We start from the raw sequence: 26,589 nt of genomic DNA on the forward strand, positions 1-26,589 counted from the left end.
GAGGGATAATTGATATGTGTACAGCAATTACATTGACGACACAACAAGGTGAGACTTTTTTCGGAAGAAATATGGATTTTTCCTATGATATTCAGCCGCAGCTCTTCATCGTTCCCGGCGGATATGTCTGGAATAATGTTCTTGACATGAGTTCGCTACGGAATATCTATAGTTTCATCGGAATCGGTCAGGCACTGGATGGCCTTCTTGGCTTTTTTGACGGGGTCAATGAGATGGGGTTTACTGCTGCCGCATTATACTTTGCAGGATATGCGCAATACGAGAATCAACCTGATCAACATTCCTCAGCGGAGCAAATTGCCTCTTTTGATTTTCTCCACTATATGCTGGGTAGGTGTGCCTCCGTAGATGATCTTTATGCGCTGAGAGGAAGGGTTTCAATTCTGGGTATTCCCGACCCTGTGACCGGAAGTGCAGCTCCACTACACTGGATTGCGGCAGACAGAAACGGTAGGTGTGCCGTCATTGAACTGACAGAAAAAGGTTTTGAGATATATGATAATTCCATCGGAGTCATGGCAAACAGCCCTGATTTTCCTTGGCACATGACCAATCTCAGAAATTACATGGAAGCATCCCCTTATCAAACGGATGAGACTTACTGGGGCGACATAAAGCTGACACCTTTTGGGCAGGCAGCAGGAACATCGATTCTGCCGGGAGGATATACCTCGCCTGAACGCTTTGTGCGTACAGCGTATTTAAAAACACACCTCCCACCCACAGAAAATGATTTGGATGCAGTTATCTCATGCTTTCATGTCATGGAAAGTGTAACAATTCCAAGAGGCGCTGTTGTTACGAACCGAGAAACTTTTGATTATACGAAATACACCGCATTTATTAACACCATTACATGTGAATATTATTTCAAAACCTATGATAATCTTCAGATCAGAACAGCCAGCTTATATGAAGTCCCCTCCCAGCCTGGCCAATTGATTAATCTGGGAAATCTGGCAATGCCGATGTCATTTGAAAAGGTGGGAATCCAGAGTCGTTGAGTCGCCCTATCCCTGGGCAAAGAAAACGAACCATATTTTTACAAAACCGAGAAGCGCTAAGCATTCTCGGTTTTGTTTTATCTCCGTTTATCGTATCATACGCCAACCTGTTTATTATGAGCTTGTGTTTCCTGCTCCTCATCAATTTCGATTAACTAGAAATCTCCATTATGGTAATTGAGGCTTTGCGGTAAGTTGCAAAATAAGCTTTTGTCGCAGCTCCGTCAATATTCCCGCCATAGACGGTTTGAACAGCGCCTAAAGAAACGGGAAAGTCCGTGGAATCGGTATCCCCTACCACATACACGGCCCCCTGACGATCTACAGCGATTCCTCTTGCTTCTTGAGCAGAGGTACCGCCAAGGTAATAGGATACCAGTAGCTCACTGCCGTCTGCCGAAAGCATGCTGATAAACCAGTCAGCCGTTCCCGTAAGGGATGAGGGAATGACTGCCGGTGTAATCGGAAAATCAGCTGAGCCGGTAGTACCTGCAACGTAGACATGGTCTGTAGAATCAACGGCCACTGCATTTCCCGTGTCTGTTCCGCTGCCTCCCAGATAGGTTGAGAAAACAAGGCTGCTTCCATCTGCGGAGAGTTTGGTAACGAAGGCATCCTGCACGCCTCCAAAAGTAGCTTGGTAGGCACCGGGTGTTACGGGAAAGTCTGCTGACAGAGTGGATCCTGCAACACAGGCATGAAACAATGAATCAATACGGATTGACTCAGCCTGGTCATTCCCGGTTCCTCCCAGATAAGTCGAATACACCAGCGCACTCAAATCCCCCTCTAACTTGGTGATAAAACCATCCGCTCCGCCCGACAACGCCTGTTGGAAAGCTCCTGCGGTCACAGGAAAGTCTGTGGATTCCGTAAAGCCTACAACATAAACAAAATCGGAAGAGTCTAGGGCAAGACCGGTGATACTATCAAAAGACGTACCTCCTAAGAAAGTGGACACAAGGAGGGAATTTCCCGCAGTAGAGAAAAGTGAGATAAAGCCGTCACTCGTTCCTCCGTTGTAGGTTGGGCTCACGCCGCCGCCGCCAGTTGGAAAGTTGGTTGCATTGGTCATTCCGCCAACAATTGTCTGTCCGAAAACGTTGACACCGATTCCAGTCCCTCCTGAGGTTCCGGCAGATCCTCCCAGATACGTGGAATAAATGAGTGCGTTGCCGCCCGGTGATAGTTTAGAAACAAAGGCATCCTGCGTTCCAGCCCGCGCCCCCTGATATGCGCTCATTGTGGGGAAATTGGCTGAAGTAGTAAAGCCGGTAACATAAGCTGCACCGGAAACGTCGATGGCAATAGCATTTCCTTCGTCAACTCCAGAGCCTCCCAGATACGTGGAATAGATGAGAGACGTTCCGTCTGGAGCAATCTTCGTTATAAAGGCATCATTGCTGCCCGCCAGAGCCGGCTGATAAGCCCCTGCCACGGTTGGAAAATCGGCGGAAGCGGTTCTCCCTACAAAGTAGGCATTGCCCGCTCCGTCTAAAGCAACTCCAAAAATGGAATCAGAGTCAGAACCGCCAAGGTACGTTGTATACTTGATTGCCGGGTCAATCCATAGCGGATGAGCATGATCATAGGCTCCTACTTCAAAACCGACAGCCAAAGCTCCCCGCATGCGGGGATTACAAACAAAGGCGCAATCTACGGCGGTCTTCTCCCCTCCAATTTCCTGAAATGCTAAAGGAGAAAGATCAGTCATAGTTCCCAACAAATGATGAATCAAAAGATTTCCTTCTTCATCCAGTTCCAAGGAGTCTGCCCCTTCATAATGCATCACGATCTGCTCGGCGTTTCCGCCAGGCCGCAGGATCCAATCAAACTTCAGCTTTCCCCTTTCGCTCCGTACTAGCAGATCAATCCCAGGCCAAAGCTCTTGGTAAATAATCTCCTCATAAGAACAGAGATCGCTTGCCCAGCCTCCGGGATCATTTCCTATAAAGAAATTGTAGGTGCCCTCTTCCGGCAGATTCCCCTGTGGCTGCACATCGGCATTGCACTGATCAAATATGACGGCAATTGCCACTGCCTGAACCTCTGAATTACTGTCCGAATCCCTTTCTGCCTTTGACGGAACGGACATAAAATCAAAAACAATCCGATCTGGCAGGAAGAACAGGCGGTATCCGTTGGCTCTAGCGAAATAGCTCACTCTCGGCTCCATCTGCCCCCCGTTGGGAATAAAGGAAAGCAAGCGGCGCAGGCACGTCTCCTCATGTGTTTTTTTATCTGTCATAATACTCATGATCTCACTCCTCATTCTATCCTCAATGTGACAATGTCACCGGCATTTAGCGATAAGATGGCAGAATCGGAGTAATCACCGGTAAGCAGCTGAGTCGGAGTTGAGGTTGATGCGATGGCGAAACCATTGACTGCGATTGAAATGATGGCATCAACGTTATTTGTAATCACAACCGAATAGCTTATCATATAAATCCCGGTATTTGGTACAGTGATTTGTGTCGAACCCACTGTGTGGGTAATGCCGCTCATTGGACCGTTGGTGTTGAAGGTGATGTCAGAACCCAGTTCATTTGCCAATTCCGGGTCTACCGGATTATAGGCATATCCAAAAACAGTGATGCCTGGACCGGTGGGACCTGTGTCTCCGGTGGGGCCGGTGTCTCCTGTTGGGCCTGTGTCTCCGGTCGGGCCGGTGTCTCCGGTGGGACCGGTGTCTCCGGTGGGACCGGTGTCTCCGGTGGGACCGGTGTCTCCTGTTGGGCCTGTGTCTCCGGTCGGGCCGGTGTCTCCGGTCGGGCCGGTGTCTCCGGTGGGACCGGTGTCTCCGGTGGGGCCGGTGTCTCCGGTGGGACCGGTGTCTCCGGTTGGGCCGGTGTCTCCTGTTGGGCCTGTGTCTCCGGTCGGGCCTGTGTCTCCTGTCGGGCCTGTGTCTCCGGTGGGACCGGTGTCTCCGGTTGGGCCTGTGTCTCCAGTGGGGCCGGTGTCTCCGGTGGGACCGGTGTCTCCGGTTGGGCCTGTGTCTCCTGTTGGGCCTGTGTCTCCAGTTGGGCCTGTGTCTCCAGTTGGGCCGGTGTCTCCGGTGGGGCCGGTGTCTCCAATCGGGCCGGTGTCTCCTGTTGGACCTGTGTCTCCTGTTGGGCCGGTATCTCCGGTGGGGCCTGTGTCTCCTGTTGGGCCGGTATCTCCGGTGGGACCGGTGTCTCCAGTCGGGCCGGTTGCTCCGGTGGGGCCGGTGTCTCCAGTCGGGCCTGTCGGCCCTCCTCCAGCAATATCATCTTGAACAATGATTAACGAAGCTGAAAGTGGAACGATAGCAGAGTAAAAGACTTCAGCAGAAGTTATATTTACTAAAGACAGGGTAACCGGAGCAGTAGCTGTTTCAATAATGCCGACTCCGCTTACCTCTCCGGTCTTAAGCGGAGAATTTCCAACGATGTCGTCTCCCTGAGAGGATTGAAGGGTGAATGAAGAACCATTAATTGACTGAGATATTTGGGCTGCAACCCACCAGTTAATAACATATCTTCCCTCTTCTTGAAACGTTATGACACCGGTCAAGGTGTTATAGCTTATATTTCCCGAAGAAAATAAGATCTGATCAAAGACTACATTCGCTCCCGTGACTACGGAGCCCCCTGGAGTGCGCGTAATTTGCAATGCGATATCACTCATTATTAAGTCTCCTAAAATTCGATCAATATTTCGTAATGTCTGATTTCTGATGTTTATTTCCAAATCATATTTTAAATTTTGAACTTGTTCACTTTTTATTTATTAGAATATCTTTAAATCTTTTATTACGAGTAAATGTTGGATATACAGCGAAACGCTGCTGTATTATATTATGCAGCAGTTTGATAAAATGTTAGATCACGCACTCAGTATGAAGCGTCACCCTCATTTAAACAAATAAAAAAGTGCCCGCGCTATGAAACGGGCACAAGATACATCTAGTTTATTTTTTTCGTCAAGTTCTCGAATTATGGTAATCGTTTATTATATTCATTTGATGCTGCTCATCCGTTCAAGAATCTCCACGTCTGCAGGGCAGAATTCATAGTTCGGGATCTCAGATACCGGAATCCAGCGCATATCGTTGTGCTCCAGCATCTGCGGCACGCCTTGAGTAATAGAAGCGTTAAACAGAGTCAGATGTACGGTAATATCGGGATATTTGTGAATAACATCCATGAAGACATCCTTCACCGACAGCGTAACTGCAATCTCCTCTCTGCATTCTCGAATCAGCGCTTCCTCCAGCGTTTCACCGGGTTCTGCCTTTCCTCCTACAAACTCCCACAGCAAGGGACGCGCTTTGTTTGCGGGGCGCTGGCAGATCAAAAAATTTTTATTATGATCCCAAATCAGGGCGGCAGCTACTTCGACCATACACAATTCTCCCATTCCACAAAGTAACACAATGAATTCCCATTATTGTATTCTGGAGAAACCGGAAAGTCAATATAGCTATTAATTCATTTTATTAATCATCTAATATAATCAATATTGCACTTAAGTTGTCTAAACAATTACTATAAATCAGATTAATAACCCCATGTATATCAGCCTAAACTGTACATGGAATTGATCCTTATCAACAAACCCTGTTCCCGCTCACCGCAGCCTCTGCTCAATCCGAAAAAAATCACTCCAAGGATCCTTACCTCTGCGGACTCTTTCTAATGCCTCCTCCATACCGATGCCGTCAGGAGCCACTCGATCTAATTCTTCCCACATAATAGGCATAGAAACTTTCGCTCCATTCCTGGCACGCAAAGAATAAGGCGCAATGCTTGTGGCTCCTCTGCCATTTCGAATCCAGTCGATAAAGATCTTGCCTTTTCTGCTGGACTTCCTCACATTGCTTGTGTAACGGTCTGGCCATTTTGTCTCCATCACCACTGCAATTTGCTTTGAAAAATCATAAAAGGTATCCCAGTCCACGGATGGCTTAAACGGTACTACCACGTGATACCCTTTGCCGCCGCTGGTCTTTAGAAATGAGATCAAGGACAGCTCCTCCAGTATACTTTTCACATCTCGCACTCCCTGACGCACTGTCTCAAGATCCATTCCCTCATCGGGGTCTAAATCAAAAACCATGACATCTGGCCGGTCCATATTGTCTACCCTGCTGCCCCAGGTATGAAACTCCAGTGTCCCCATCTGAGCCTCGTAGATAAGTCCGGCCGCATCTTCAATATAGAAGTATTCCTCCATTTCCCCTCTGCTGTTGATGACTGGCATGATTGAGATCGCATTATGATCGCTGCCGGGATGTTTTTTGAAAAAACAGGTCTGAGAGACCCCTTTGGGACAGCGAACGATGCTTAAAATCCGATTTGCAACGTAAGGCAGCATGCGTTCCGATACCGATGCATAATACCTCACTACAGCCTCCTTCGTTATGGTAGGCTCCTCAAAAAGTACCTTGTCCGGACTGCTGATTTTAATCCCTTCGATAATTAAGTTGTTTTCGTTCTTAGATTCTCCTCCCATGTGATAATTCCCCTCTTGTTGCTCAGCCTTCGCGATTTCATCCTGTGTCTGCTCATTTTCCTCTATTTCGGACTCTTCGGATTGATTAGCCGAATGAACTTCCCTTCGGATATCCAAAGGATCTTTGTCTTCACGAAGTCCCTTAAAGCTGGCCTGTCTCAGAAGGTTTTCCTCGGTCCATTCCGCAAACTTGATTTCTGCAACCAATTCAGGTTCAAGCCACGTGATCTGCTCATTTTTCCTTTGATCGACCGCCTTGGGCATCCGGTTTCCCGGTTCTTTTCTAAATGGGCAGTCTTCTCTTTTGATTCCTTCAAATTTACCTTCCAGTTCCTTCCTCATACGCTCCGTGAAACCTGTCCCTGCACGACCTGCAAAGATCAGATCATTGCCCTCATAATACCCCAAAAGCAGTGCACTAACCCCGCTCGTTTTCTTATCGGTAAGGGTATATCCTCCGATGATGAGTTCCTGACGTTTATCACACTTCAACTTGATCCAGTCGCCATTTCTAGTTCCGCTGTAAATGGAGTCCCCCCTCTTTCCGACGATTCCTTCCATGCTGCCTTGGCAAGCTGCAACGAAGCATTGCTTACCGTTTCCTTGAACGTGCTGGCTGTAATACAAACTCCCCGGCGCATCCTCCATCAGCGTTTTCAGGAGCTCCTTCCGTTCAAAAAGTGGACGACTTCGCAAATCCTCCCCGTCTAAGGCAAGTAAATCAAACACGATATAGGTGAGCCTCTGACCCTTAGGATTTTTCATATAGCTTTGCAGCGCCTGAAAATCTGTTTTTCCCGAAGCATCCGTGATAACCATTTCACCGTCCAAAACCATGGCTCTTCCTGCAGCCCAATCTGCCAGCACATCTGCTATCTCACGAAATCGATTGGTATAATCGTTTTCGTTTCTGGTCATAAGACGAACATTGCTGCCCTCCAGGTAAGCAACGATTCGGTATCCGTCATATTTCATTTCAAAGATCCAGTCCGGACTCTCAGGAATTGCACTGGACAGTTTGGCAAGCTGCACTGCCGCATGATCAAAAGGATTTCTGGTTATTTTCTCATTTACACCCTCTGCGATTTCCTCCATGGTCCGGCCGGTTCTGATGCTTGTTGTAAATTCAGAGAGCTCATTGTCAGTTTCTTGATCTGCCTCCGTTTTGTCTTCCTCATTTATGGTTGGCGTTTTGACCGGTTTATTCCATTTGTTGTATTTTGCCGAGGGATCTTTAGACTTTGCATATTCGTCTTTTTCCTTTAGAAGCAGCCAGTTTTTTTTATCCTCTCCAGATTTGGGTTTCAAACGAATCAGCGCCCATTTTCCCTTTAGCCTTCTTCCTTTAAGTACAAACTTAAGGGAACCGCTGATGAGCCCTTCCTCCACATCCATCTGAGGCTGCGGTTCCCAATAACCCTCATCCCAAATCATCACCACTCCACCGCCATATTCACCCTTGGGAATCGTCCCCTCAAAGTTTCTATACTCCAGAGGGTGGTCCTCCACCTGTACCGCAAGTCTTCGGTCTCTGGTATTGTAGGAAGGCACTTTGGGAACTGCCCAGCTCAGCAGGGCTCCGTCCCATTCAAGGCGCAGGTCGTAATGATCTCTGCTGGCCGCATGGTGCTGAACCACAAATCGCAAAGGTCCTTCCGTCTCTTTCAAACGGCTGTGAGATTCCTCCACACTCCTCCGTGGCTCTTCTGCACTGCCGTGGGGCTCTTCTGTAACGCTAAAATTCCTTTTTTCATTATATTCCCCGAGCTTTATCGTCATGGTTTGCACACATCCTTCCGCTACAAGCAATCTCCGCTCACAAAAAACTGGATGCACTTATTATACCCCGCATTTTCTCATACAGCACTTTGCTGCATGCATTTCCAATATCTATCATTTTATCATATCTATCATTTGATGCTGCTGCAGCTTGTGCTAAAGTATAAATCGTCCCAGTCGAAGAAAGTAAATGCTTATTTTTCATTTCTGTTGTGGTAGAATAGCTCTAGAGTTCCTACATAGGAGGCGTGTTATACTTTGTCAAAGGAGGGTATCTTTTGTGTTGGAAAAAAACGATCTAATATTGCTGAATGAGATCATTTATAAAGTTCACAGCCTGGAAGCATTTGACGAAATGCGGCTTACCGTCTTAAGCCTCTTGAAGCATCTGATTCCTTACAATCAAGCGTCTTTCTATCTGGCCTCAAACCGGCCGGAGCATCTCCTGTCCAATCCGGTAGCAGTGGGGATTTCGGAGGAAAGTCTGCAAAACTACATTGAAAAATATGAAGACATCGATTATACGCGCTGGATCTTTATGAGCGGCAAAAGTATGGCGTACCGGGAAACAGATTTGTTCTCTGACGCGAAACGGGAAAGCGAGGTATTATACAAGGAAATGTATGCACCCGTTGGGATTCATTATTCAGCCCAACTGAGCATTTCTTTGCATGATTCCTTTCTTGGTATTATCTCTTTATACCGCAATAAAGCGGACGGAGATTTTTCAGATGACAATCTTTTTATTCTGGAGCTTTTGAAAGAGCACCTTGCCTTCAGGCTGTATCACAATACCTCATTGCTGCAAAGCAGCGCTTCAGATTTAAAGGGAAAAACCCATTACGATACCTCCCACTATATCACCCAGTTTCACTTGACCGTACGGGAGGTTGAAGTTCTCGGACTGCTTCTTGGAGGTCTTTCGGGGACCAGGATATGTGAAGTGCTTTGTATCAGTCCACATACCTTAAAAAAACATACGCTCAGCATTTATAAAAAGCTGAGCGTCAGTAGTCGCTGGGAACTGTTTCACCTCGATTTATAAGGGTTGTTTATGGGTTTTCATTCTCCCTATTATATACAATTTCTCCATCCATAACGGTTAAAACGACTTTGCAGTCCATGATTCCTTCGCTTGTCAGGGTAAATAAATTCCTGCTGAGCACCGCGATGTCTGCCAGCTTACCTTCTTCAAGGGTTCCCAATTCTCCTTCTCTGCCATAAACGTAGGCGCCTCCAGATGTATATGCACGCAATGCCTCTGCCAGCGTAATGGCCTCCTCTGGGTTTGCACCGGAAGGCTTGCCCTCGTCATCGCATCGGGTCACCGCGGCATAAATACTGGGAAAGGGATTGAAATCCACCACGGGATAATCAGTTCCAAAGGCCAGCATCGCACCGGCGGAAAGAAGCGAACGGTGCGGCCATTCGGTTTTACTGCGATCCACTCCCATGCGCAGTAGCTTCTCGCCCGAGTCCTGAATCAGATGATATGGCTGCATGGATGCAATAACACCCAGCTTCTCAAATCTCGGAAGATCTGATGAGTGAATGGTTTCACAATGCTCAATGGTATTTCGCAGCCTTCTTTCGTTCCGTGGATTTTCATTAGCCAAGTTGGAAGCTTCAAAAATGTCCAGTGCCATCCGCACCGCCCCGTCACCGATGGCGTGAAATCGAACCCCAAAGCCCTCACGATTCGCTCTGATCGTACACCTTTCCAAGACTTCTTTGGGGTAAATCGGTTTTCCCGCCGTATCAGGCGCATCTTCGTAGGCTTCCAGTAGATACGCCGTATGGGTGGAAGTTACCCCGTCTACAAATTGCTTCAAACCGGAAATCCTAAGTTTTTCGGAACAGAATTCATCGCGAAGTTTCACTGCATTCTCATAATCCGGCTCCGTTCCCAAGGCAGGATAGATATGAATTCGCAGCGTCAGTTCTCCTTCTGCTTCCATCTCCTGTACCACTCTGTAAGTGTTTCTGGTGGCATCACAAATCCTGTCCGCAGACATTTCGCTGACGGAAGTAACGCCACAGCTGTTGATATGGCGGAAAAAATCCTTTTGCAGCTGCTTCATCTGATCTTTGGGCAGATCCATAACTTGATCCATTGCCGGTAAAAACGCCTCCGGTTCAAACAACAGACCGTTTAATCTGCCGTCCTCAAATTTGCCGATCTCACCACTTTCCAGGATTTCATCACCAGAGATGCAGGATTCCTCGAGCGCTCTGGTATTTAGCCAGAAGGTATGGACATCTGCGGAAATCAGATACACAGGAATATCCGGAAAGGCTCTGTCCAGTGAGGTGCAGGTTGGCAGCGGTGCATCTCCCCAGTTTGCGGGAAACCAGCCGATCCCGATGATTCTCTTCTTTTCCGGATGCAGATTAGCATACGCTTCCACCATCTGGACGCACTCCGCTTCGGAAGAGGAATATGTAATCTCGCTGCACATATGCTCACTGGCTGCTATGGCTCCCATAAAATAATGGACATGGGCATCAATAAAGCCCGGAAGGATCAAATGATCCTGATAATCGAGGAGCTTTGTTTTGGTCCCAACCATATGTTCAAATTGATTCGACCTGCCAACGGCACAGATCTTATTTCCCTTGATTGCTACAAATCCCGGAAACGGTGTCTCCTCCAGTCCTGTAAAAATTGCATTGCTTTTCAAAATGATGTCAGCAGTCTCCATTTCGCCCTCCTATAATGGCTTTTCTATTTTCATCAAATTCCTATACTCACGTGAAACAAGAACGATTGCAAGCAGCGCAGACAGAAAATCCGCACCTGGCTGAGCCATCCAGATTCCATCCAGCCCATAAATCCGAGGGAAAATCATCAGAAGCGGTACAGCAAAGATAATAATCCTGGAGATGCCGTTGAGAATCGCAAGTCCGTTCTTCTCCACCGCCATGTAGTAACCGGCTGTGATCTGAGAGATATTTCCCAGTGCAAACAGCAGCATGTAAACCTTCATAATTGCCGCTGTTGTTGCAACAATCACAGGATCCGGCCCCACAAAGAAGGTAATAATCTGCTCTGCGAAGAGAAATACAAGGATGGTGACTGCAATCAGTGCAGCGGTACTGTGAGTTAGAGCTGTTTTGATTAGTTGTGCAACCCTCGCGAAATTCTTAACTCCAATATTGAAGCTGGCAATCGGTTGAAGCCCCATAATAAAGGAAGTGGTCACAAGCATTACAATATACATGATATATGCATTGAGAATGGCAAACGCCGCTATTTCCAACTCACTGCCGCCATAGGTGATGATCAGATTATTAATAAGGATTGTTGTGACGGTAGTGCAGATCTGAATCGCAAAATAGGCAAATCCAATTTTTACAGCAGTCTTGATTATACTCATATCAATTTTTAAATCGGATACGCACAGCTTCATTTTGGTACTTACCACTTGCATGTATGGAACAAGCAGGAGTGCCAGACCAACACAGACAACCCAGCATACTGCCGAACCCATCATTCCCCAGCCCATTTTGATAACGAACAAATACTCCAATACGATCGCAAGAATCGCCGGCGCAATGTAAGCAATAGCAGCAGCCTTAGGTTTTTCGTCTACTCTTGCAAAATAATAGGAGACTGATCCCGCAATACAGATCGGAGCACCTAGAATATAAGGATACGCATACTGGCGTGCAAAGGGAAGAATCTCCTGGGTCGCTCCCAAAAATGATAAGATCGGGTCCATGCCAATTAGAAAGACCGCAGCAATCACAATTCCTACAAGAAATGAAAAGGATAATATCGAGCCATATGCTTTTCTCGCACCCTCTTCATCTCCCTCACCCAGCTTCATAGCGGCGATGGTTGCTCCACCGATGCCAAATAGTCCGAACAGTGCCACATTCATCGTCCACAAGGGGGCGATGATTCCGATGGTGGCGAGTCCCATAGGGCCGACGCCTTTACCGACAAAGATACCGTCAGCAACAACGGAAGCTGCCTGGAACATCAGCCCTGCGAGCGCAAAGACAGAATATTTCCAGAAAAGCGGAGTAATTTTTTTTGATTCAAATTCACTCAATTCAGCTGAAACATTAGTTTTTTCATTCAGTTCATCCATAAAAACACCTCCAATAAAATAACGATAAAGTACACGACTATAATATCTGAAAATTCTATTAATTTATATTGCCCTTATTTCTGATTTATGGTAGCCATAGAGACCACAAATGATCCCCACGGCTACCTTCTGATAAAAAACAAAACGCCAAGGCGACTTTATACACCTTGACGTTATGAGATTAAGATTCAATATTCACCATTCTAACCAATGACAAGCTCGACAAACCAATAGCATGGCCGATAACCTAAGAACTAAAGCTTGCTCAGCTCCACTGCAATTTGTGCTCCGACCTTGGCGTTATTATAAACGAGCTGGATATTGGAGTCCAGGCTGGCACCTTCCGTCAGCTCCTTTACTTTTGCAAGCAGGAATGGAGTGCTCTCTTTTCCCTTGATTCCCTTCTCGTCTGCTTCACGGATGGCAGAATCGATGGCCGCATTAATGACAGCGGGGTCCATTTCGAACTCCTGGGGAATTGGATTTGCAATTACCGCTCCACCCTTCAGTCCCAGATCCCATTTTGCTTTTAAGGCACTGGCAAGCTCAAGTGGTGTATCCACTCTGTAATCTACACCAAAGCCGCTTTTCGAAGTATAGAACGCAGGAAGCTCCTCAGTTCCAAAGCCGATGACAGGCACGCCATAGGTTTCAAGATATTCCAGCGTTAGGCCGATATCCAGAATTGATTTAGCGCCAGCGCAGATGACGGCTACATTTGTTTGTGCCAGTTCCTGCAGATCAGCTGAGATATCAAAGGTCTCCTGAGCACCTCTGTGAACACCGCCAATTCCTCCTGTGGCAAATACTTTGATTCCTGCAAGGTTTGCAATGATCATGGTTGAAGCAACTGTTGTGGCACCATCCAATCCTTTTGCCACTGCAAAGGGGACATCTCTCCGGCTAGCCTTAATAACGCCGTGGCTTTTTCCTAAATATTCAATTTCCTCCGGTGTCAAACCGACCTTTAATCTGCCTTTTATGATTGCAATGGTTGCCGGAACTGCACCGTTCTCTTTGATAATTCTCTCAACGTTGAGGGCTGTCTCAACATTTTTAGGATAAGGCATACCGTGAGAGATAATGGTTGATTCAAGAGCAACCACGGCTTTTCCTGCTTCCAGTGCTTCCTTAACCTCTGGGTTGATATCAAGATATTTTTCTAACATAGTCCTGTCTCCTTCATCGTTTTCTTTACATTTTCATCTGAAATATTTGGATTAATTGTCTCTTCATAGTTTAAAGCCATGATGGCGGCAGCCATGGAAAACCGGGCGCTCTCATCAATGTCATAATCATGGAATCTGCCATAAGCCAGCGCAGCCAAAAATGCATCCCCCGCACCGGTGGCATTTGCCACAGTTACCTTAGGATTGGGTATGAGTTTATGAACCTTCCCGTCGTGATAGAATACCCCTTCGGATCCAAGAGAAAGAAAGACTCTCTTTACTCCCTGATTCAGGAAGTAGTCTGCAGCCTTCAGCATATCCTTTTGGGATTTGATCTCGATTCCGGAGAGCAGCTCGGCCTCGATCCGATTGGGCTTGATGGTATGGAACGCTCCAATTTTGTTTTTAACCTTCAAAGCTTTTGCGCTGGATACCGTATCTAGGAAAAACTCAGTATTCTTAAAGTTGTCCAAAACATAATGAATCACATCGGCAGGGATATTCGTATCAATGATGCAGAGTCTGGAGCCTTCAATGATCTGCTTCTTGTTCTGGATAAAGTCAATGGTGATCTCCTCCAGAATTTCCATCTGGGAAATCCCCGCCTTCATATCTCCGGTTTCATCGAGGATTGCCAGATATGTGGAGGTGGGTACTTGATTTAAAACAAGGGTATGCTTCATATCCAGGCCAATCTTATTTGCATGTTCCATGATCCGCCGTCCATGAATGTCCTCACCCACTGCACTGATCAGCTTGGTAGGTACTCCCAGATGCACAAGATTTTCTGCAATATTTCTTCCTACTCCGCCCAAAGCCATTTTAACTTTACCCGGATTGGAATCCTGCAGAACCAGCTTCTGGACAGGAAAGCCGATAATATCCATATTGCAGCCGCCTAAAACACTGACATAATCGTCCTGTTTCAGAAGATATCCTTTCCCAAGAATATATCCTTTTTTAATTAAGTTCGTGATATGAACCGCAACGGACGAACGGGTAATGCCAAGTGCAGCTGCCAGTTCATTTTGAGAGATTGCCGGATTGCGGCGGATTAATTCCAGCAGTTCTTCTTCTCTGTTTGTCATCGTTCACTCCTAAACATTTGCTTACAAAGTAATCTTTTGCTTACTTAAATAATATCACAGATGCAATTTGCATGCAATATTATATTTTGATTTTTATTTGCGGAAAGTTGTTTTTGATTTTTGCCATAGAAAAAGCCGTCAATTTTGCGACGGCATAAAGTAAAGTGATTCCCCTTTCAGAAAGAAAAGAGTTATCAAAATCAAAATAATCAATTTTTCTTAAAAATAGTTCATACTACCGGAGGATAACTCCAAACCGATCCCCTTTACAAAGTGCTCCATCCCGGAGAGCCCAACTGCCATTGATGAGCACATGCTCGATGCCGGAAGGAGCCATATCCGTCCTTGCGCGGCTCGTATTGTCCCGCACTTTACTCCAGTTGAAAACCGTAATATCTGCCGCATTTCCTTTTTTCAGAACGCCCCTATCCCTGATATTAAACCGATCTGCAGCAGCTTTCGTCATTTTATGAACCGCCTCCTCCAGCGTCAGAATCTCATTTTCATTAGATAGCTGCAAAAACTTCGGGAAGCAGCCAAAGCTTGCCGGATTTTGAACACCCGCCTTCTCAACCCATGCATCTGTCATGAAAATCGAGGCAGGGTGTTTCATTTGTGCCTCTAAAATATGCTGATCAAAGAATTTATACTGTATCACCCTTGCCTTGCCTTCGCTCCGTTCAACAAACAGCATAAAGGTTTCAAACAGAGGCAGCCCCAGTTCCCCCGCAATATCCGTAATAAACCTTCCGTTGAACTTTTTCAGCTCAGGATCATCAATATATGTAATCTGTATGTCTTCATAGCCAAAGCCAACCATTCTTTTTATCGCAGACATTTCCAGATGCAGCCGAGTCAAATCAGACTTGCTCCGGTAGGATTTCGGGGCTTTCGCCATAAACCATTCCGGGAGGACAACAGAGATAACAGAACCGCCGCATGGATATGCGTAAATATCAAATTTAAAATCGATCCCCTCTGAAAGAGCTTTGTCTACAATTTCCATAGACTCTTCAAAGGTACTCCAGGTTCTTTCACCCACAAAGATGAAATGAGAATACTGCAGCCGCACACCGGTCTCCCGGGCAAGCTGGATCATATCCTTCAATGCCAGAATATTGTGAGGCTTCCCAAAAGGTTTTATGGGATACGTTCCGGAAACGCAGGAAGATGCGCGGGCGTGGGTCGTCAAGATTTTATCCCTCTTTTTAACAAGTCGGGCAACCTCCTTAAGTTCGTCCATCCCTGAGAAGATACCGGGCTCGTACTGCAGACCGATCGATACTCCCTTAGCCCCATCGTCCATGGCCTCATCCAGCAGTTTCAACATTTCCTTCATTTCTTCTTTGGACATCACCGATGGATCATAACCCCGGAGCGAGGTTCTTGCTGTGCCATGTCCCGCAAGGCAGGCCAAGTTAGCAGTTAGTCCACTCTTTTCCAGCACGCCGAAATAGTCACCCATAGAAGACCAGCGAATCTTGAGATCCGATTTGAAAGGGTTGTTGCATATCTCCCGAAGATACTTTGTATTCTTTTGAAATCCTGATGCACCGAATCCGCAGTTGCCACCTATAAAGGTGGTTATCCCCTGCCTTATAAAAGGATTTGTAAATTGTTCTGCATCTTCCAGTGGAAGATACCAGTCATTATGGGAATGGGCATCGATAAACCCCGGAGCGATGACCTTTCCTGAGCAATCTATCGTCTCATAATCTCCATCGATCTCCTCACGAGGCAGCTCCTTGATGCGATCCTCTGAAATCAGAAGAGAACCCTGCCATCCCTTTTGCCCAGTTCCATCGACGATATAACCGTCCTTTAAAAGAATATCCCATTTCCCATACATTCTGAAAGTCTCCTTCCTGTTTCCATCAGATCATTGATCATGGCTATTTTTTTCGGAGTCTCTGAAGGTTCTGCCTTCGCCAAGAGTGAGCATTCGCTCTTTTTCTCTAAATATAGCACATGGCAGAGTGAAGTCAATACCCCTTAGTGTAAAATTAGGACGGGAAAAATAAAGGAAATAAAAAAATAAGAGTGACCTCATATGTTATGATGTTAATAACCACAAAAACAAATAACGGAGGCACTCTTATGAACAATAGTATAACTGAAATTGCAGAATTAATCATCAGGAGTTTTGAGGAAAACTTCGAAAAGATGTTGATGGAAAAGAAGGATATCTCCGAATTTGTAATTGAGACTAAGAAAATACTGGACCAAGTAGGAACGATTCTAGCGAAGGAAGCGCTGGAAATGATGGATTCTCTTGTGAAAGGAGATTCTCGTCGAAAGCAGAACTGGTATGTTCATGAGAAGGCTGCACCCAACACCCTTGCGACCATATTTGGTGAGGTTCATTATCATAGAACGTACTACAAGCATAAAACCGAAACGGAATATCGATATTTATCGGATGAACTGATGGGAATCGACTCCTACGACAAAATGGATGTTGCCTTGAAATCCAGACTGATTGAAGAAGCGATTGATACCCCGTACGCAAGAAGTGGCAGGAAAGCTGCCGAGACACTACAGATTTCAAGCCAGAGTGTTATGAACGCCATAAGGGAACTAGGCCCGGTCAGGAATAACGAAGTGAAAATTTCAAGATCAAAAGAAACGCCTACAATCCTCTACATTGAAGCTGACGAAGATCACGTTGCGCTTCAGGCTGGCGGCTGTTCAGAACCAAAGCTTGTGTATGTGCATGAAGGCAGGACACAGGTCGGAAAAGAAAGGTGGAAACTGCAGAACCCGAGATATTTCGGTGGAATGTACAGGGAATCAGAAGAACTCTGGAACGAAGTAGCAGATTACATTGATACCGCCTATGACTATGATAAGATTGAAAAAATATATTTGTCCGGGGATGGAGCAAGCTGGATAAAGTCAGGAGCAACCATAATCAACAAAAGTATTTTCGTACTTGACCGATACCACCTGCACAAGGCGGTAAAAACAGCAGGAGCGCATATTGAAAACGCTGAGAGGGAAATATGGAGAGCCCTTAAAGAGAAGACAAAGAATACTTAAAGGTCGTATTTGAAACCATCCTGGATGCAGCAGAAACAGAGACAAAGGCACAATCGGTGAAAGAAGCAAAGACCTATATCATGAATCATTGGGAAAACATTAAGTATCACTATTCCAAGGATTATTCGGGCTGCAGTGCCGAAGGGCACATTAGCCATATCTATTCAGATCGGCTCAGTTCCAGGCCGCTGGGATGGAGCCGTGAGGGAGTCGATCAGATGGCAAGACTCCGAGTCTTTGCTGAAAACGGAGGTAATCTATTCGATCTGGCGCTAAGAAAGAAACAAGAACGAATCAGAGAGACAAGAGCCATTGAACTGGACTTAAAATTATGCAGAAAAAAGATACGAAAAGTCAGTGGAGAGACAATCGATAACCTGCCTGCTCTAAATTCAGGAAAGCGCACTCAACTGGCATTAGCATTACGAGGACTCAGGGGAATTTAATACAAGGTTTTAACAATGGGGAAACTCCAGCTTTATTTTTCCCGTCCTAACTTGACGCGATCTCAATACCCTATTTCCTTGACATAAGCCGCCCTCCTGTTTTATATTGATTATGTCAATAGGATGAGTCACCGCTCGCCCTTCGCTGGCAATGAATAAAAATAAGTACAGAGAACGGTACGGTTGGAATAGATATTTATAGGAAAACAAGGAGAAGTACAGACATGAAATTACCTTTATTTAACGAATCCTTCACGAAAATTTCGGAAGAAAAAAGAAATAAAATCCTCCAGACAGCAACTGATTATTTTGCAGAACACGGATTTGAAAGTTCAAATATTAATATCATCGCGAAAAAGGCAGGAATCAGCATTGGTGCAATGTACTCCTATTTCAGCAGCAAGGAGGCTCTATTTTCAACAGTAATCCATTACGCTGTTGAAACCTTAAAATCCGTTATGGATGAAATTATGAAGGGCGAAGACGAGTTGCTGATAAAGCTGGAGAAAATCATCAGAGCAGTTCAGTTCAATTCACGCACCAATATCCTTTATACCAAGCTATACGGTCAACTGACAGCGGAAAACAGGAGTGACCTTACCTCTCAGATCGTGACGGATATCGAAAGCGTCACCGCTGGACTGTATACCGCTCTTTTAGAACAGGCACAAAAGGAGAACGTGATCAGGGACGATATCGATCCGAGACTATTTGCCTTTTTTCTGGATAACCTGTTGATCACACTGCAGTTTTCCTATGCATGCACCTATTATCGAGAACGTCTCAAGATTTACGCAGGAGAGGATATTTTCAGCGACGATGAGCTTGTGGCCACACAGCTTATGAAGTTTATTAAGAGCGCATTGCTCCTGAACGAATGACTCTCTGTCCATGGAATATCCCAATTTCTGAGCAAATCAAAAAACTAATACTATTGACATTTCTGACGGAAATGTTATAGTAAAATTAAATTGAGTGAGTGCTCGCTCTTATTCTGAGGGAGGAATTAAAATGCAACATAATTTTTCTATTACAAAATATCCGGATGCAAAAAAAATAACAGCTCAGCTAGACGAATTGATTCGGCAGCCAATCTATTCCATCCGTCCTGACGCGCTGAAAAAATACGAAGAAGAGTACTTTGGAAAGCTGTGTACCAGGTCGAAGGCTATGATTGATAAAGCAAAGGAAATCATCCCGGGCGGAGTCCAGCACAACCTTGCTTTCAACCATCCCTTCCCTCTCGTGTTTACAAAAGCGGAAGGCTGCTACCTCTACGACATCGACGGTAACCGCTATTATGATTTTTTGCAGGCAGGCGGTCCCACCGTTCTCGGAAGCAATCCGTCTTCCGTTCGCGAGAAAGTATTTCAGCTCCTCAATGAATGCGGTCCCTCAACAGGCTTATTCCATGAATACGAATATAAGCTGGCAAAAAAGATCACCGAGTCCATGCCGTCGGTGGAAATGTTCCGAATGCTTGGTTCCGGCACAGAAGCCTGCATGGGTGCAATCCGGGTGGCAAGATTGGCTACGAAAAAGAAGAATATCGTCAAGATGGGCGGAGCCTATCATGGCTGGAGTGATCAGCTTGCTTACGGCATACGGATACCCGGCTCAAAATGGACCCAGGCTCAGGGCGTTCCCAAATATCTTTTCAAGCATACCCAGGAGTTTTTCCCGGGCAGGCTGGACTCTCTGGAACGTGTCCTGAAGCGCAATGAACTTCGCGGCGGTACCGCTGCAGTATTCATAGAGCCTGTAGGACCGGAAAGCGGAACGAGACCGTTGGATTATGATTTTAATAAGGGTGTCGAAAAACTATGCAGAAAGTACGGTGCGCTTCTGGTTTTCGATGAAGTAGTAACTGGTTTCCGGATCGGTATGTCTGGTGCACAAGGCTATTTCGGCATTTCTCCCGATCTCACGATCTTCGGCAAGGTCATTGCAGGAGGATATCCAAGTGCTGGAGGCCTTGGCGGAAAAAAAGAAGTGATGAAGTATCTGTCTGCAGGAATCAGCGGCGGGGCAAAGCATAAAAAAGCACTGGTGGGCGGAACCATGGCAGCCAACCCACTGAGCTGCGTTGCAGGCTATTATACGCTTTGTGAAATTGAAAGCACCGATGCACCGAGAAAGTCCGGTGAATTTGCCGACAAGCTGACTCTGGGCCTCCAGAAACTGATTTCCAAGCACGGGCTTCCCTTTGTGGCCTTCAATCAAGGCTCTATCTGCCATTTGGAAACTGCAGGTGCCATGCATTTTTCCATCGACTGGTCGAAGCCGTGGCAGATTCCCAAGGTCCTTGAAGAGACATCTGCGCGTAAACAGGAAATGGAACACATGGGCGCGGCTTACATGGCGGAGGGTATTGTTACCCTTGCAGGCAGCAGGCTCTATACAAGCGCTGCTTATGAGGACGACATGCTGACTGATATTCTCGATCGTTTTGATCACGTTTTCCAAAATGTTGCGAAAAAAGTATGATGGAGGATCGTTATGAAAGAAAAAGAAGCAAAGGAGCTTGTGGTTCAGGCAGGAATTGAGCTTGTTCATTCCGGCCTTATTGCAAGAACCTGGGGTAATGTCAGCTGCCGGATCGATCAGGAAACTTTCGTGATTACCCCCAGCGGAAGAGACTATCTTACTCTGACACCAGAAGATATTGTTCCGGTAAGAATTGCTGATCTTGGTTATGAGGGCTCTGTAAAACCATCCTCGGAAAAGGGCATCCACGCAGAGGTGTACCGCTTGTTCCCAGAGATCAATTTTGCAATCCATACCCACCAGGAATATGCCTCAGCCGTTTCTGCCGCAGGACTTGATTTCATGCCCCTGTCAGGCAAAAATGAACACTTTTCCGAAAAAGTTCTCTGCGCTCGTTATGCGCTTCCCGGAACAAAATCACTTCGCCGAAACGTTGCAGAAGCACTGAGAAAGAGTACCTCCAATGCAGTGATATTAAAGCATCATGGTACCCTGTGCTATGGAAATGACTATGATAACGCATTAAAGACGGCACTTGAACTCGAAAAGCTGTGTTGTGATTTTGTTGAAAAACCCACAAAAATCAGCCGGCGCAAACCACTGGACAGCATGCAGCGGGATAAAGATCAGACTCAGGCAGGCAGCGGTGAACGTGATACATATCAGGCCAATGGGAATCCTTTCGCTTACGCACTAAAGCAGGCAGTGCTGGAAAAGAAGGGCGGCTTCGTATTATTGAATCATGATCCTGAGGTAGTCCACTATTCTCAGTTGACAAGACCTCTGCACCCCTTTCTGGACGACTTCGCACAAATCGTAGGAATCAGGGCAAAAGTCGCGGAAAACGATAATAATTCCATCCTGAAAGGCCTTCAGCATGGTTCAGCAGTCTTTATCAGGAACTGTGGTGCCGTTTGCTGGGGAAAGAATGAGCGGGATGCAGAAGCGGTGAGTATGATACTGCGTAAAAATTGCAGAGCATATTTTACTGCTGCCATTTTTGGCAGACCAAAGCCGATCAACGGATTTGAAAGTGCACTGATGCGGCTTGTATACCTCAAAAAATATTCCAAACTGGCAGAATAGAGGAAAAGGAGTGCAAGGGATGTCAATCTATGTAATTGCATACGATGTCGGCACCACCGGCATCAAGACCTGTCTCTTCGAACTATCGGAAAAAATAACGCTGATCGGAAGCTCCATGGCCGGCTATGATCTGTTCATCATGGATAACGGCGGTGTAGAACAGGATCCTGAGCAGTGGTGGAAAGCCATGTGCCTCACCACTTCTCAGGTAATGGAAAAAACCAAAGTACCAAAAGAATCCATTGCAGGAATCTCCTTTTGCGCGCAGATGCAGGCCCTTGTTCTGGTAGACAGCGCAGGCATGCCTGTGCGGCGAGCCATGAGCTATATGGACAATCGGGCAGACGAAGAAATGCGCAAAGGCATCATGACAGGCCCCCGCATCTCTGGCTTAAACGCTTATAAACTGTTCCGTTCCGCAAGGATCAGCGGCGCAGCCTCTGCCAGCGTCAAGGACCCTGTCTGGAAATACAAATGGGTGGAACGTCATGAACCCGAAGTTTTCTCCAGGGTATATAAATGGCTCGATGTAAAGGATTTTCTGGTATGCCGGGCCAGCGGAACCTTCGTGATGTCCCGAGACAGCGCTTTCGCCACTCTGCTTTGCGACACCAGAAAAGGAAACGTTCGCTTTAGCCCGGAGCTTTGCAAGATGTTTGGTGTACGAATGGAACATCTGCCTGAAATCTGCAAGAGCACCGATCAGGTAGGAACCATCCTCCCCTCTGCCGCTGGTGAGCTAGGCCTGATGTCCGGTACCCCGGTATTCTCCGGGGGCGGTGACGCATCCCTCATCGGCGTGGGCGCGGGAGCAGTATCAGAGGGAGACACCCATATCTACATGGGTACCTCCGGCTGGGTATCCACTGTGGTAAAAAAACAAAAGTTAGATATCAGAAACATGATTGGATCCATCGTTGGAGCTGATCCTGAGCATTTTAATTTCTTCGCAGAGCTTGAAACAGCCGGAAAATGCCTGGAATGGGTAAAGGATCATTTGGCTTTGGATGAGATCGGCCTCTTTCTGGAAAAGAGAGGGATTTGGGATGACCCGGAAAGCATCCACGAAAGCCTTTACGATTATATGATGCACTGCATCAGCGATGTTCCCGCCGGAAGCGGCGGTGTGATCTTCACACCCTGGCTTCATGGAAACCGCTGCCCCTTTGAAAATCCCAATGCCAGGGGGATGTTTTTCAATATCAGTCTGGAAACCGGAAAGACAGAACTGATTCATTCCGTTATTGAAGGAGTCTGCTATCATCTGCGCTGGCAGCTGGAAGCAGTTGAAAAAAGCTTCAGAACCAACCCTCGTATCCGGCTGGTGGGGGGAGGTGCCCTTGCCCCGATTACCTGCCAGATTCTGGCAGATATGCTGGGACGAGAAATAGAGACCGTCGAAAATCCGCAAAACATTGGAGCTGTCGGTGCGGCCATTGCCATCGCCGTGGGTCTGGGAATGATCAGCGATATCAAGGATGCAAAAAAAATCATCCCTGCCCTCAGGTCCTTTCAGCCATCTGCCGAAAATAGGTTCGCTTATGATCGCGGTTTTCCGGTATTTCAGTCTCTTTACAGAAATAACAGAAAGGCGTTTTCTTCTCTCAACCAAAAGAAAGCAGCTGATCTTTAGTTCAGATGTGAAAAAAATAAAAATGAAAATCAGAAATGTGATGAGCATCTGAAAAGGAAGGAAATATCTGAAATGGTAGGAGTAGCTGAAATGAGCTGAAATGAGAGGTACTATCTGAAAAGGAGAAACAAATGGATATAAAAACGCTCATCGCGCTGCAGCGAGAATATTTTGAAAGCGGAGCGACCCGTTCCCTTTCCTTCCGGATGAACGCCCTCCGGAGCCTTCAAACAGCCCTGAAAGATAACCAAAAACGGATCGAATCCGCCTTGAAATCTGATCTGAACAAGGCTGCCTTTGAGACGTATATGACAGAAACCGGGCTTGTCCTGGAAGAAATTAGCTACCACCTAAAGCACCTACCCGGCTGGATCAGAGGTAGAAAGGTCAAAACGCCTCTTGCTCATTTTCATTCAAAAAGCTTTACATCACCTGAGCCTTACGGCGTGACATTGATTATGTCTCCGTGGAATTATCCGCTGCAGCTTTGCCTTGTGCCTCTTATCGGAGCCATCTCAGGGGGAAACTGTATTGTTATAAAGCCCTCCGCCTATGCTCCGGCAACCAGCAGCCTCGTAGCAGAGCTCATCGGCGGGATTTATCCGCCTGAGTACGTGGCTGTGGTAGAAGGCGGACGGGAGCAGAACAACGCACTGCTTCAGGAGGCCTTTGATTATATTTTCTTCACAGGAAGCGTAGAAGTAGGCAAGACGGTTATGGCTGCGGCTTCCAAAACCCTTACTCCCGTGACTCTGGAGCTTGGCGGCAAGAGCCCAGTGATTGTGGATGAAACGGCGAACATAAAAATCGCCGCACGGAGAATTGCCTTCGGTAAAGTGCTTAACGCCGGGCAAACCTGTGTGGCAACGGATTATCTGCTGATTCATCAAAAAGTAAAAGACCGGTTTCTTTCAGAATTCAAGCTGGCTCTTGAGGAGTTCTTCCCGGGGGGAGATTATTCTGAGCTGCCCGTCATCATCAGTGAAAAACACTTCACCCGGGTGTCCGGGCTGCTCCAAGGTCAAAAGGCGGTCATCGGCGGCGGTACAGACCCCTCCAGAAGATTCATTGAACCAACGGTTCTGGATGAGGTCGACCCGGAGTCCGCTGTAATGCAGGAAGAAATCTTCGGGCCTGTTCTTCCCCTGATGACCTACACTGATCTCAACGACTGTATCCGATTCATCCGCTCCCGTCCGAAGCCCCTGGCACTATATCTTTTCACATCAAGCAAAGCGACAGAGAAAAGAATACTAAACTCCTGCTCCTTCGGCGGCGGCTGTATCAATGATACGATTATTCATATGGCGAATCCTCGCATGGGCTTCGGCGGCGTAGGATACTCCGGAATGGGAAGCTACCATGGAAAGCTCAGCTTTGATACCTTCAGCCATTACAGAAGCATGGTAAAAAAGTCCCTGTGGATCGATGTTCCCGTTCGTTACCATCCTTACACAGATGGTAAGTTTGGGATTCTGCGAAAGCTGCTTCGGTAAAAGCGTATTATTGAAGATATTCTTTGTAATTCTCATAGGTAATGGGCTGACCCACAAGGAAAAATCCTGGTTCCAGATTGGCATTGTAATACGATATCATAAAGTGCAGATGCGCGCCGGTAGAAAAACCCGTAGAGCCGACCTCCCCGATTTTCTGCCCCCGCTCTGCAATGTCACCGGTTTTCACGGAAATGTTCAGCAGATGGTGATAAACGCTGAACAGACCCTCTCCGTGATCAATCATGACTGTGTTTCCCGTGAGCAGGAAGGACCTGGCAAGAACCACTTTGCCACGATTGGATGCCATAACCTCTGTTCCTGCTGGCGCTGCGATATCGAGCCCCAAATGGCGGTAGGAAGTGGGCTGATCGTTGACGTACCGTGTCTCTCCGAACTCCGTTGTCAACCTGCCCTTGGTGGGAATGAGAAAGCTGTCGGTATAGTACCTGGACGGTTCCGACTGATTCCTGACGGGAATGTAATACTTGTTATATTCTGCATATGCCTCATCATTTCTGGTTTCTGCCTCAGTCTTGGTATTCACAGTAAGATACTGGATGTGATATTTGTGTTCAAGGATTTCAATCAGCTGTGTCTCCTCTGTCCCCTGGCTTTTAACACCGTATTTGATGGGGTAGGTCCCCGGTTTTACATTATAGTTGGTGGGCAGATATCCCCTGAGAGAACCGTCTTCTGAGAACCATCTGAATTTATCGTAGATAGACTGTTCAAAAATGACGTCTTCCGGGTCTCCTGCATAATAGGCTGTAATCTCCAGCAGCTGTCCCTGTTCCAGCCGCTCTGTAGAAAAGATAAACTGAGCAGGCACCTTTACCGTCACCGGAATTGCAAGAACATACTTCCCCTGATAAGGATTCTGTCCCGGGCTCCAACGCATGGTCAGTTCATAGGTGAAATTTCCATTTTGTTTTGGCAGAGGAAGTTTTGCCAGTTCAGCCTTTCCTTCCAGAACCACCTGACCCGAATCAGTCTTCAGGATTTTCAAATCTACTTGATCCGGCTGCTTATCCACGTTCACAATCAGTTTATCGCTTGTTGACGATATGATAGAAGACGGCTTGCTTTGCATTCCTGTTGGAACGGCGCTGTCAATCCTCTCATCATTGGCCGGCGCAGTGTACCATTCACCGTTATTTTTTTTCGTTTGCCACTCTTTGCCGATAATTTCAAAGTAGGCCGGTTTTTCGTTCAGGAAAATCTCTGGCTCCACTTCCTGCCGCCCTGGATAGACCACTGCATAAAAACGATCCAGCAAAAAATCCGGTTCTGTTTGATAAATGTAAACCCCTGAGGAAAAGGCTGCTACGATAATGAATAAAATTACCTTTCCCAAGATGGATGATGACTTTGATCTTCTCATAACAATTCCCCCGATGAAGCGGCGCCAATCTTCTGCCGCCATTAATCATACCCCGCAGCTAGGCAAACCTCCAGTACTCAAATTGTGCTGCTCCCCGGTTTCGTGCCTCTCATGCAGATGCGAATCATGTCCCCTTATCAATATATTACCGTGTCCCCGTGATCATACAAATATATCATATCAAACGCAAAAGGTACAGCCGTATCAGACGCAAAAGCTTCTGCATATCACAACAGCTTTTTATGCTTTGGGACGTCTTGTTCAATGGGCTGGAAGCTGATATCCTAACATCTTTCAATTGCTCTGTTCATTTGGGTTCAAATAAATTATGATATAAGTATCTACCAATAGGGATTCAGAAAGGAAACAAAAATGATCGTAAAAA

At 46.5% G+C, this 26,589-nt stretch carries 19 protein-coding genes; 9 read left to right on the forward strand and 10 right to left on the reverse strand.

Features of this window, described 5'->3' with window-relative positions:
* Positions 1–14: 14 nt before the first annotated feature.
* Entirely contained in the window at positions 15–1,025 is a 1,011-nt protein-coding gene (locus tag FRZ06_10525; protein ID QOX63749.1) for a choloylglycine hydrolase family protein, read from the forward strand.
* Between the two features lie 151 nt (positions 1,026–1,176).
* Here the strand turns inward: FRZ06_10525 and FRZ06_10530 are convergent, their stop codons facing one another.
* The 4 genes from FRZ06_10530 to ligD form a co-directional block, all read right to left on the reverse strand.
* Positions 1,177–3,297 carry a hypothetical protein gene (locus FRZ06_10530; protein QOX63750.1) on the reverse strand — a complete coding sequence of 707 codons (2,121 nt, stop codon included), beginning with the start codon at positions 3,295–3,297 and terminating at the stop codon, positions 1,177–1,179.
* Positions 3,294–4,361 (reverse strand): collagen-like protein, encoded by a 1,068-nt coding sequence (locus FRZ06_10535; protein ID QOX65907.1) that lies wholly within the window; start codon positions 4,359–4,361, stop codon positions 3,294–3,296. Before FRZ06_10535 ends, FRZ06_10530 begins: the two co-directional genes overlap by 4 nt.
* A gap of 645 nt (positions 4,362–5,006) precedes the next feature.
* The gene (locus FRZ06_10540; protein ID QOX63751.1) at positions 5,007–5,393 is read right to left on the reverse strand and encodes a (deoxy)nucleoside triphosphate pyrophosphohydrolase; all 387 of its coding nucleotides are present in this window, start codon (positions 5,391–5,393) and stop codon (positions 5,007–5,009) included.
* A 225-nt stretch (positions 5,394–5,618) separates the two neighbouring features.
* Positions 5,619–8,282, reverse strand: coding sequence for a DNA ligase D (ligD, locus tag FRZ06_10545; GenBank protein QOX63752.1), 2,664 nt, complete (start codon positions 8,280–8,282; stop codon positions 5,619–5,621).
* A 190-nt stretch (positions 8,283–8,472) separates the two neighbouring features.
* Here ligD and FRZ06_10550 point away from each other — a divergent pair, with 190 nt between their 5' ends.
* The gene (locus FRZ06_10550) at positions 8,473–9,327 is read left to right on the forward strand and encodes a helix-turn-helix domain-containing protein (protein QOX63753.1); all 855 of its coding nucleotides are present in this window, start codon (positions 8,473–8,475) and stop codon (positions 9,325–9,327) included.
* A 7-nt stretch (positions 9,328–9,334) separates the two neighbouring features.
* Here FRZ06_10550 and FRZ06_10555 read toward each other — a convergent pair whose 3' ends face one another.
* The 5 genes from FRZ06_10555 to FRZ06_10575 form a co-directional block, all read right to left on the reverse strand.
* Positions 9,335–10,984 carry an amidohydrolase gene (locus tag FRZ06_10555; protein ID QOX63754.1) on the reverse strand — a complete coding sequence of 550 codons (1,650 nt, stop codon included), beginning with the start codon at positions 10,982–10,984 and terminating at the stop codon, positions 9,335–9,337.
* A 9-nt stretch (positions 10,985–10,993) separates the two neighbouring features.
* The gene (locus FRZ06_10560) at positions 10,994–12,379 is read right to left on the reverse strand and encodes an MATE family efflux transporter (GenBank protein QOX63755.1); all 1,386 of its coding nucleotides are present in this window, start codon (positions 12,377–12,379) and stop codon (positions 10,994–10,996) included.
* A 254-nt stretch (positions 12,380–12,633) separates the two neighbouring features.
* The gene (locus tag FRZ06_10565; GenBank protein ID QOX63756.1) at positions 12,634–13,548 is read right to left on the reverse strand and encodes a pseudouridine-5'-phosphate glycosidase; all 915 of its coding nucleotides are present in this window, start codon (positions 13,546–13,548) and stop codon (positions 12,634–12,636) included.
* On the reverse strand, positions 13,542–14,636 hold the full coding sequence (locus FRZ06_10570; protein QOX63757.1) for a winged helix-turn-helix transcriptional regulator: 1,095 nt from the start codon (positions 14,634–14,636) through the stop codon (positions 13,542–13,544). The genes FRZ06_10565 and FRZ06_10570 overlap by 7 nt, the downstream gene beginning before the upstream one ends.
* A 235-nt stretch (positions 14,637–14,871) precedes the next feature.
* Positions 14,872–16,485 (reverse strand): amidohydrolase family protein, encoded by a 1,614-nt coding sequence (locus tag FRZ06_10575; protein ID QOX63758.1) that lies wholly within the window; start codon positions 16,483–16,485, stop codon positions 14,872–14,874.
* A gap of 206 nt (positions 16,486–16,691) precedes the next feature.
* Between FRZ06_10575 and FRZ06_10580 the strand changes: the two genes are divergently transcribed.
* The 7 genes from FRZ06_10580 (at position 16,692) to FRZ06_10610 (ending at position 24,823) form a co-directional block, all read left to right on the forward strand.
* Positions 16,692–17,675, forward strand: a complete 984-nt coding sequence (locus FRZ06_10580; GenBank protein ID QOX63759.1) for an ISLre2 family transposase — start codon at positions 16,692–16,694, stop codon at positions 17,673–17,675.
* Between the two features lie 17 nt (positions 17,676–17,692).
* Positions 17,693–18,121, forward strand: a complete 429-nt coding sequence (locus FRZ06_10585; GenBank protein QOX63760.1) for a hypothetical protein — start codon at positions 17,693–17,695, stop codon at positions 18,119–18,121.
* A 224-nt stretch (positions 18,122–18,345) separates the two neighbouring features.
* On the forward strand, positions 18,346–19,002 hold the full coding sequence (locus tag FRZ06_10590) for a TetR/AcrR family transcriptional regulator (protein QOX63761.1): 657 nt from the start codon (positions 18,346–18,348) through the stop codon (positions 19,000–19,002).
* A gap of 130 nt (positions 19,003–19,132) precedes the next feature.
* Positions 19,133–20,608, forward strand: a complete 1,476-nt coding sequence (locus tag FRZ06_10595) for an aminotransferase class III-fold pyridoxal phosphate-dependent enzyme (protein ID QOX63762.1) — start codon at positions 19,133–19,135, stop codon at positions 20,606–20,608.
* Positions 20,609–20,620: 12 nt separating this feature from the next.
* Positions 20,621–21,694, forward strand: coding sequence for a class II aldolase/adducin family protein (locus FRZ06_10600; protein QOX63763.1), 1,074 nt, complete (start codon positions 20,621–20,623; stop codon positions 21,692–21,694).
* A gap of 19 nt (positions 21,695–21,713) precedes the next feature.
* On the forward strand, positions 21,714–23,327 hold the full coding sequence (locus FRZ06_10605) for a carbohydrate kinase (protein QOX63764.1): 1,614 nt from the start codon (positions 21,714–21,716) through the stop codon (positions 23,325–23,327).
* A 131-nt stretch (positions 23,328–23,458) separates the two neighbouring features.
* Entirely contained in the window at positions 23,459–24,823 is a 1,365-nt protein-coding gene (locus FRZ06_10610; protein ID QOX63765.1) for an aldehyde dehydrogenase, read from the forward strand.
* A gap of 7 nt (positions 24,824–24,830) precedes the next feature.
* Here FRZ06_10610 and FRZ06_10615 read toward each other — a convergent pair whose 3' ends face one another.
* Positions 24,831–26,246, reverse strand: a complete 1,416-nt coding sequence (locus FRZ06_10615; GenBank protein QOX63766.1) for a M23 family metallopeptidase — start codon at positions 26,244–26,246, stop codon at positions 24,831–24,833.
* Positions 26,247–26,589: the final 343 nt, after the last annotated feature.

The sequence above is a fragment of the Clostridiales bacterium genome, assembly GCA_015243575.1.
Classification (GTDB): domain Bacteria; phylum Bacillota; class Clostridia; order Peptostreptococcales; family Anaerovoracaceae; genus Anoxybacterium; species Anoxybacterium hadale.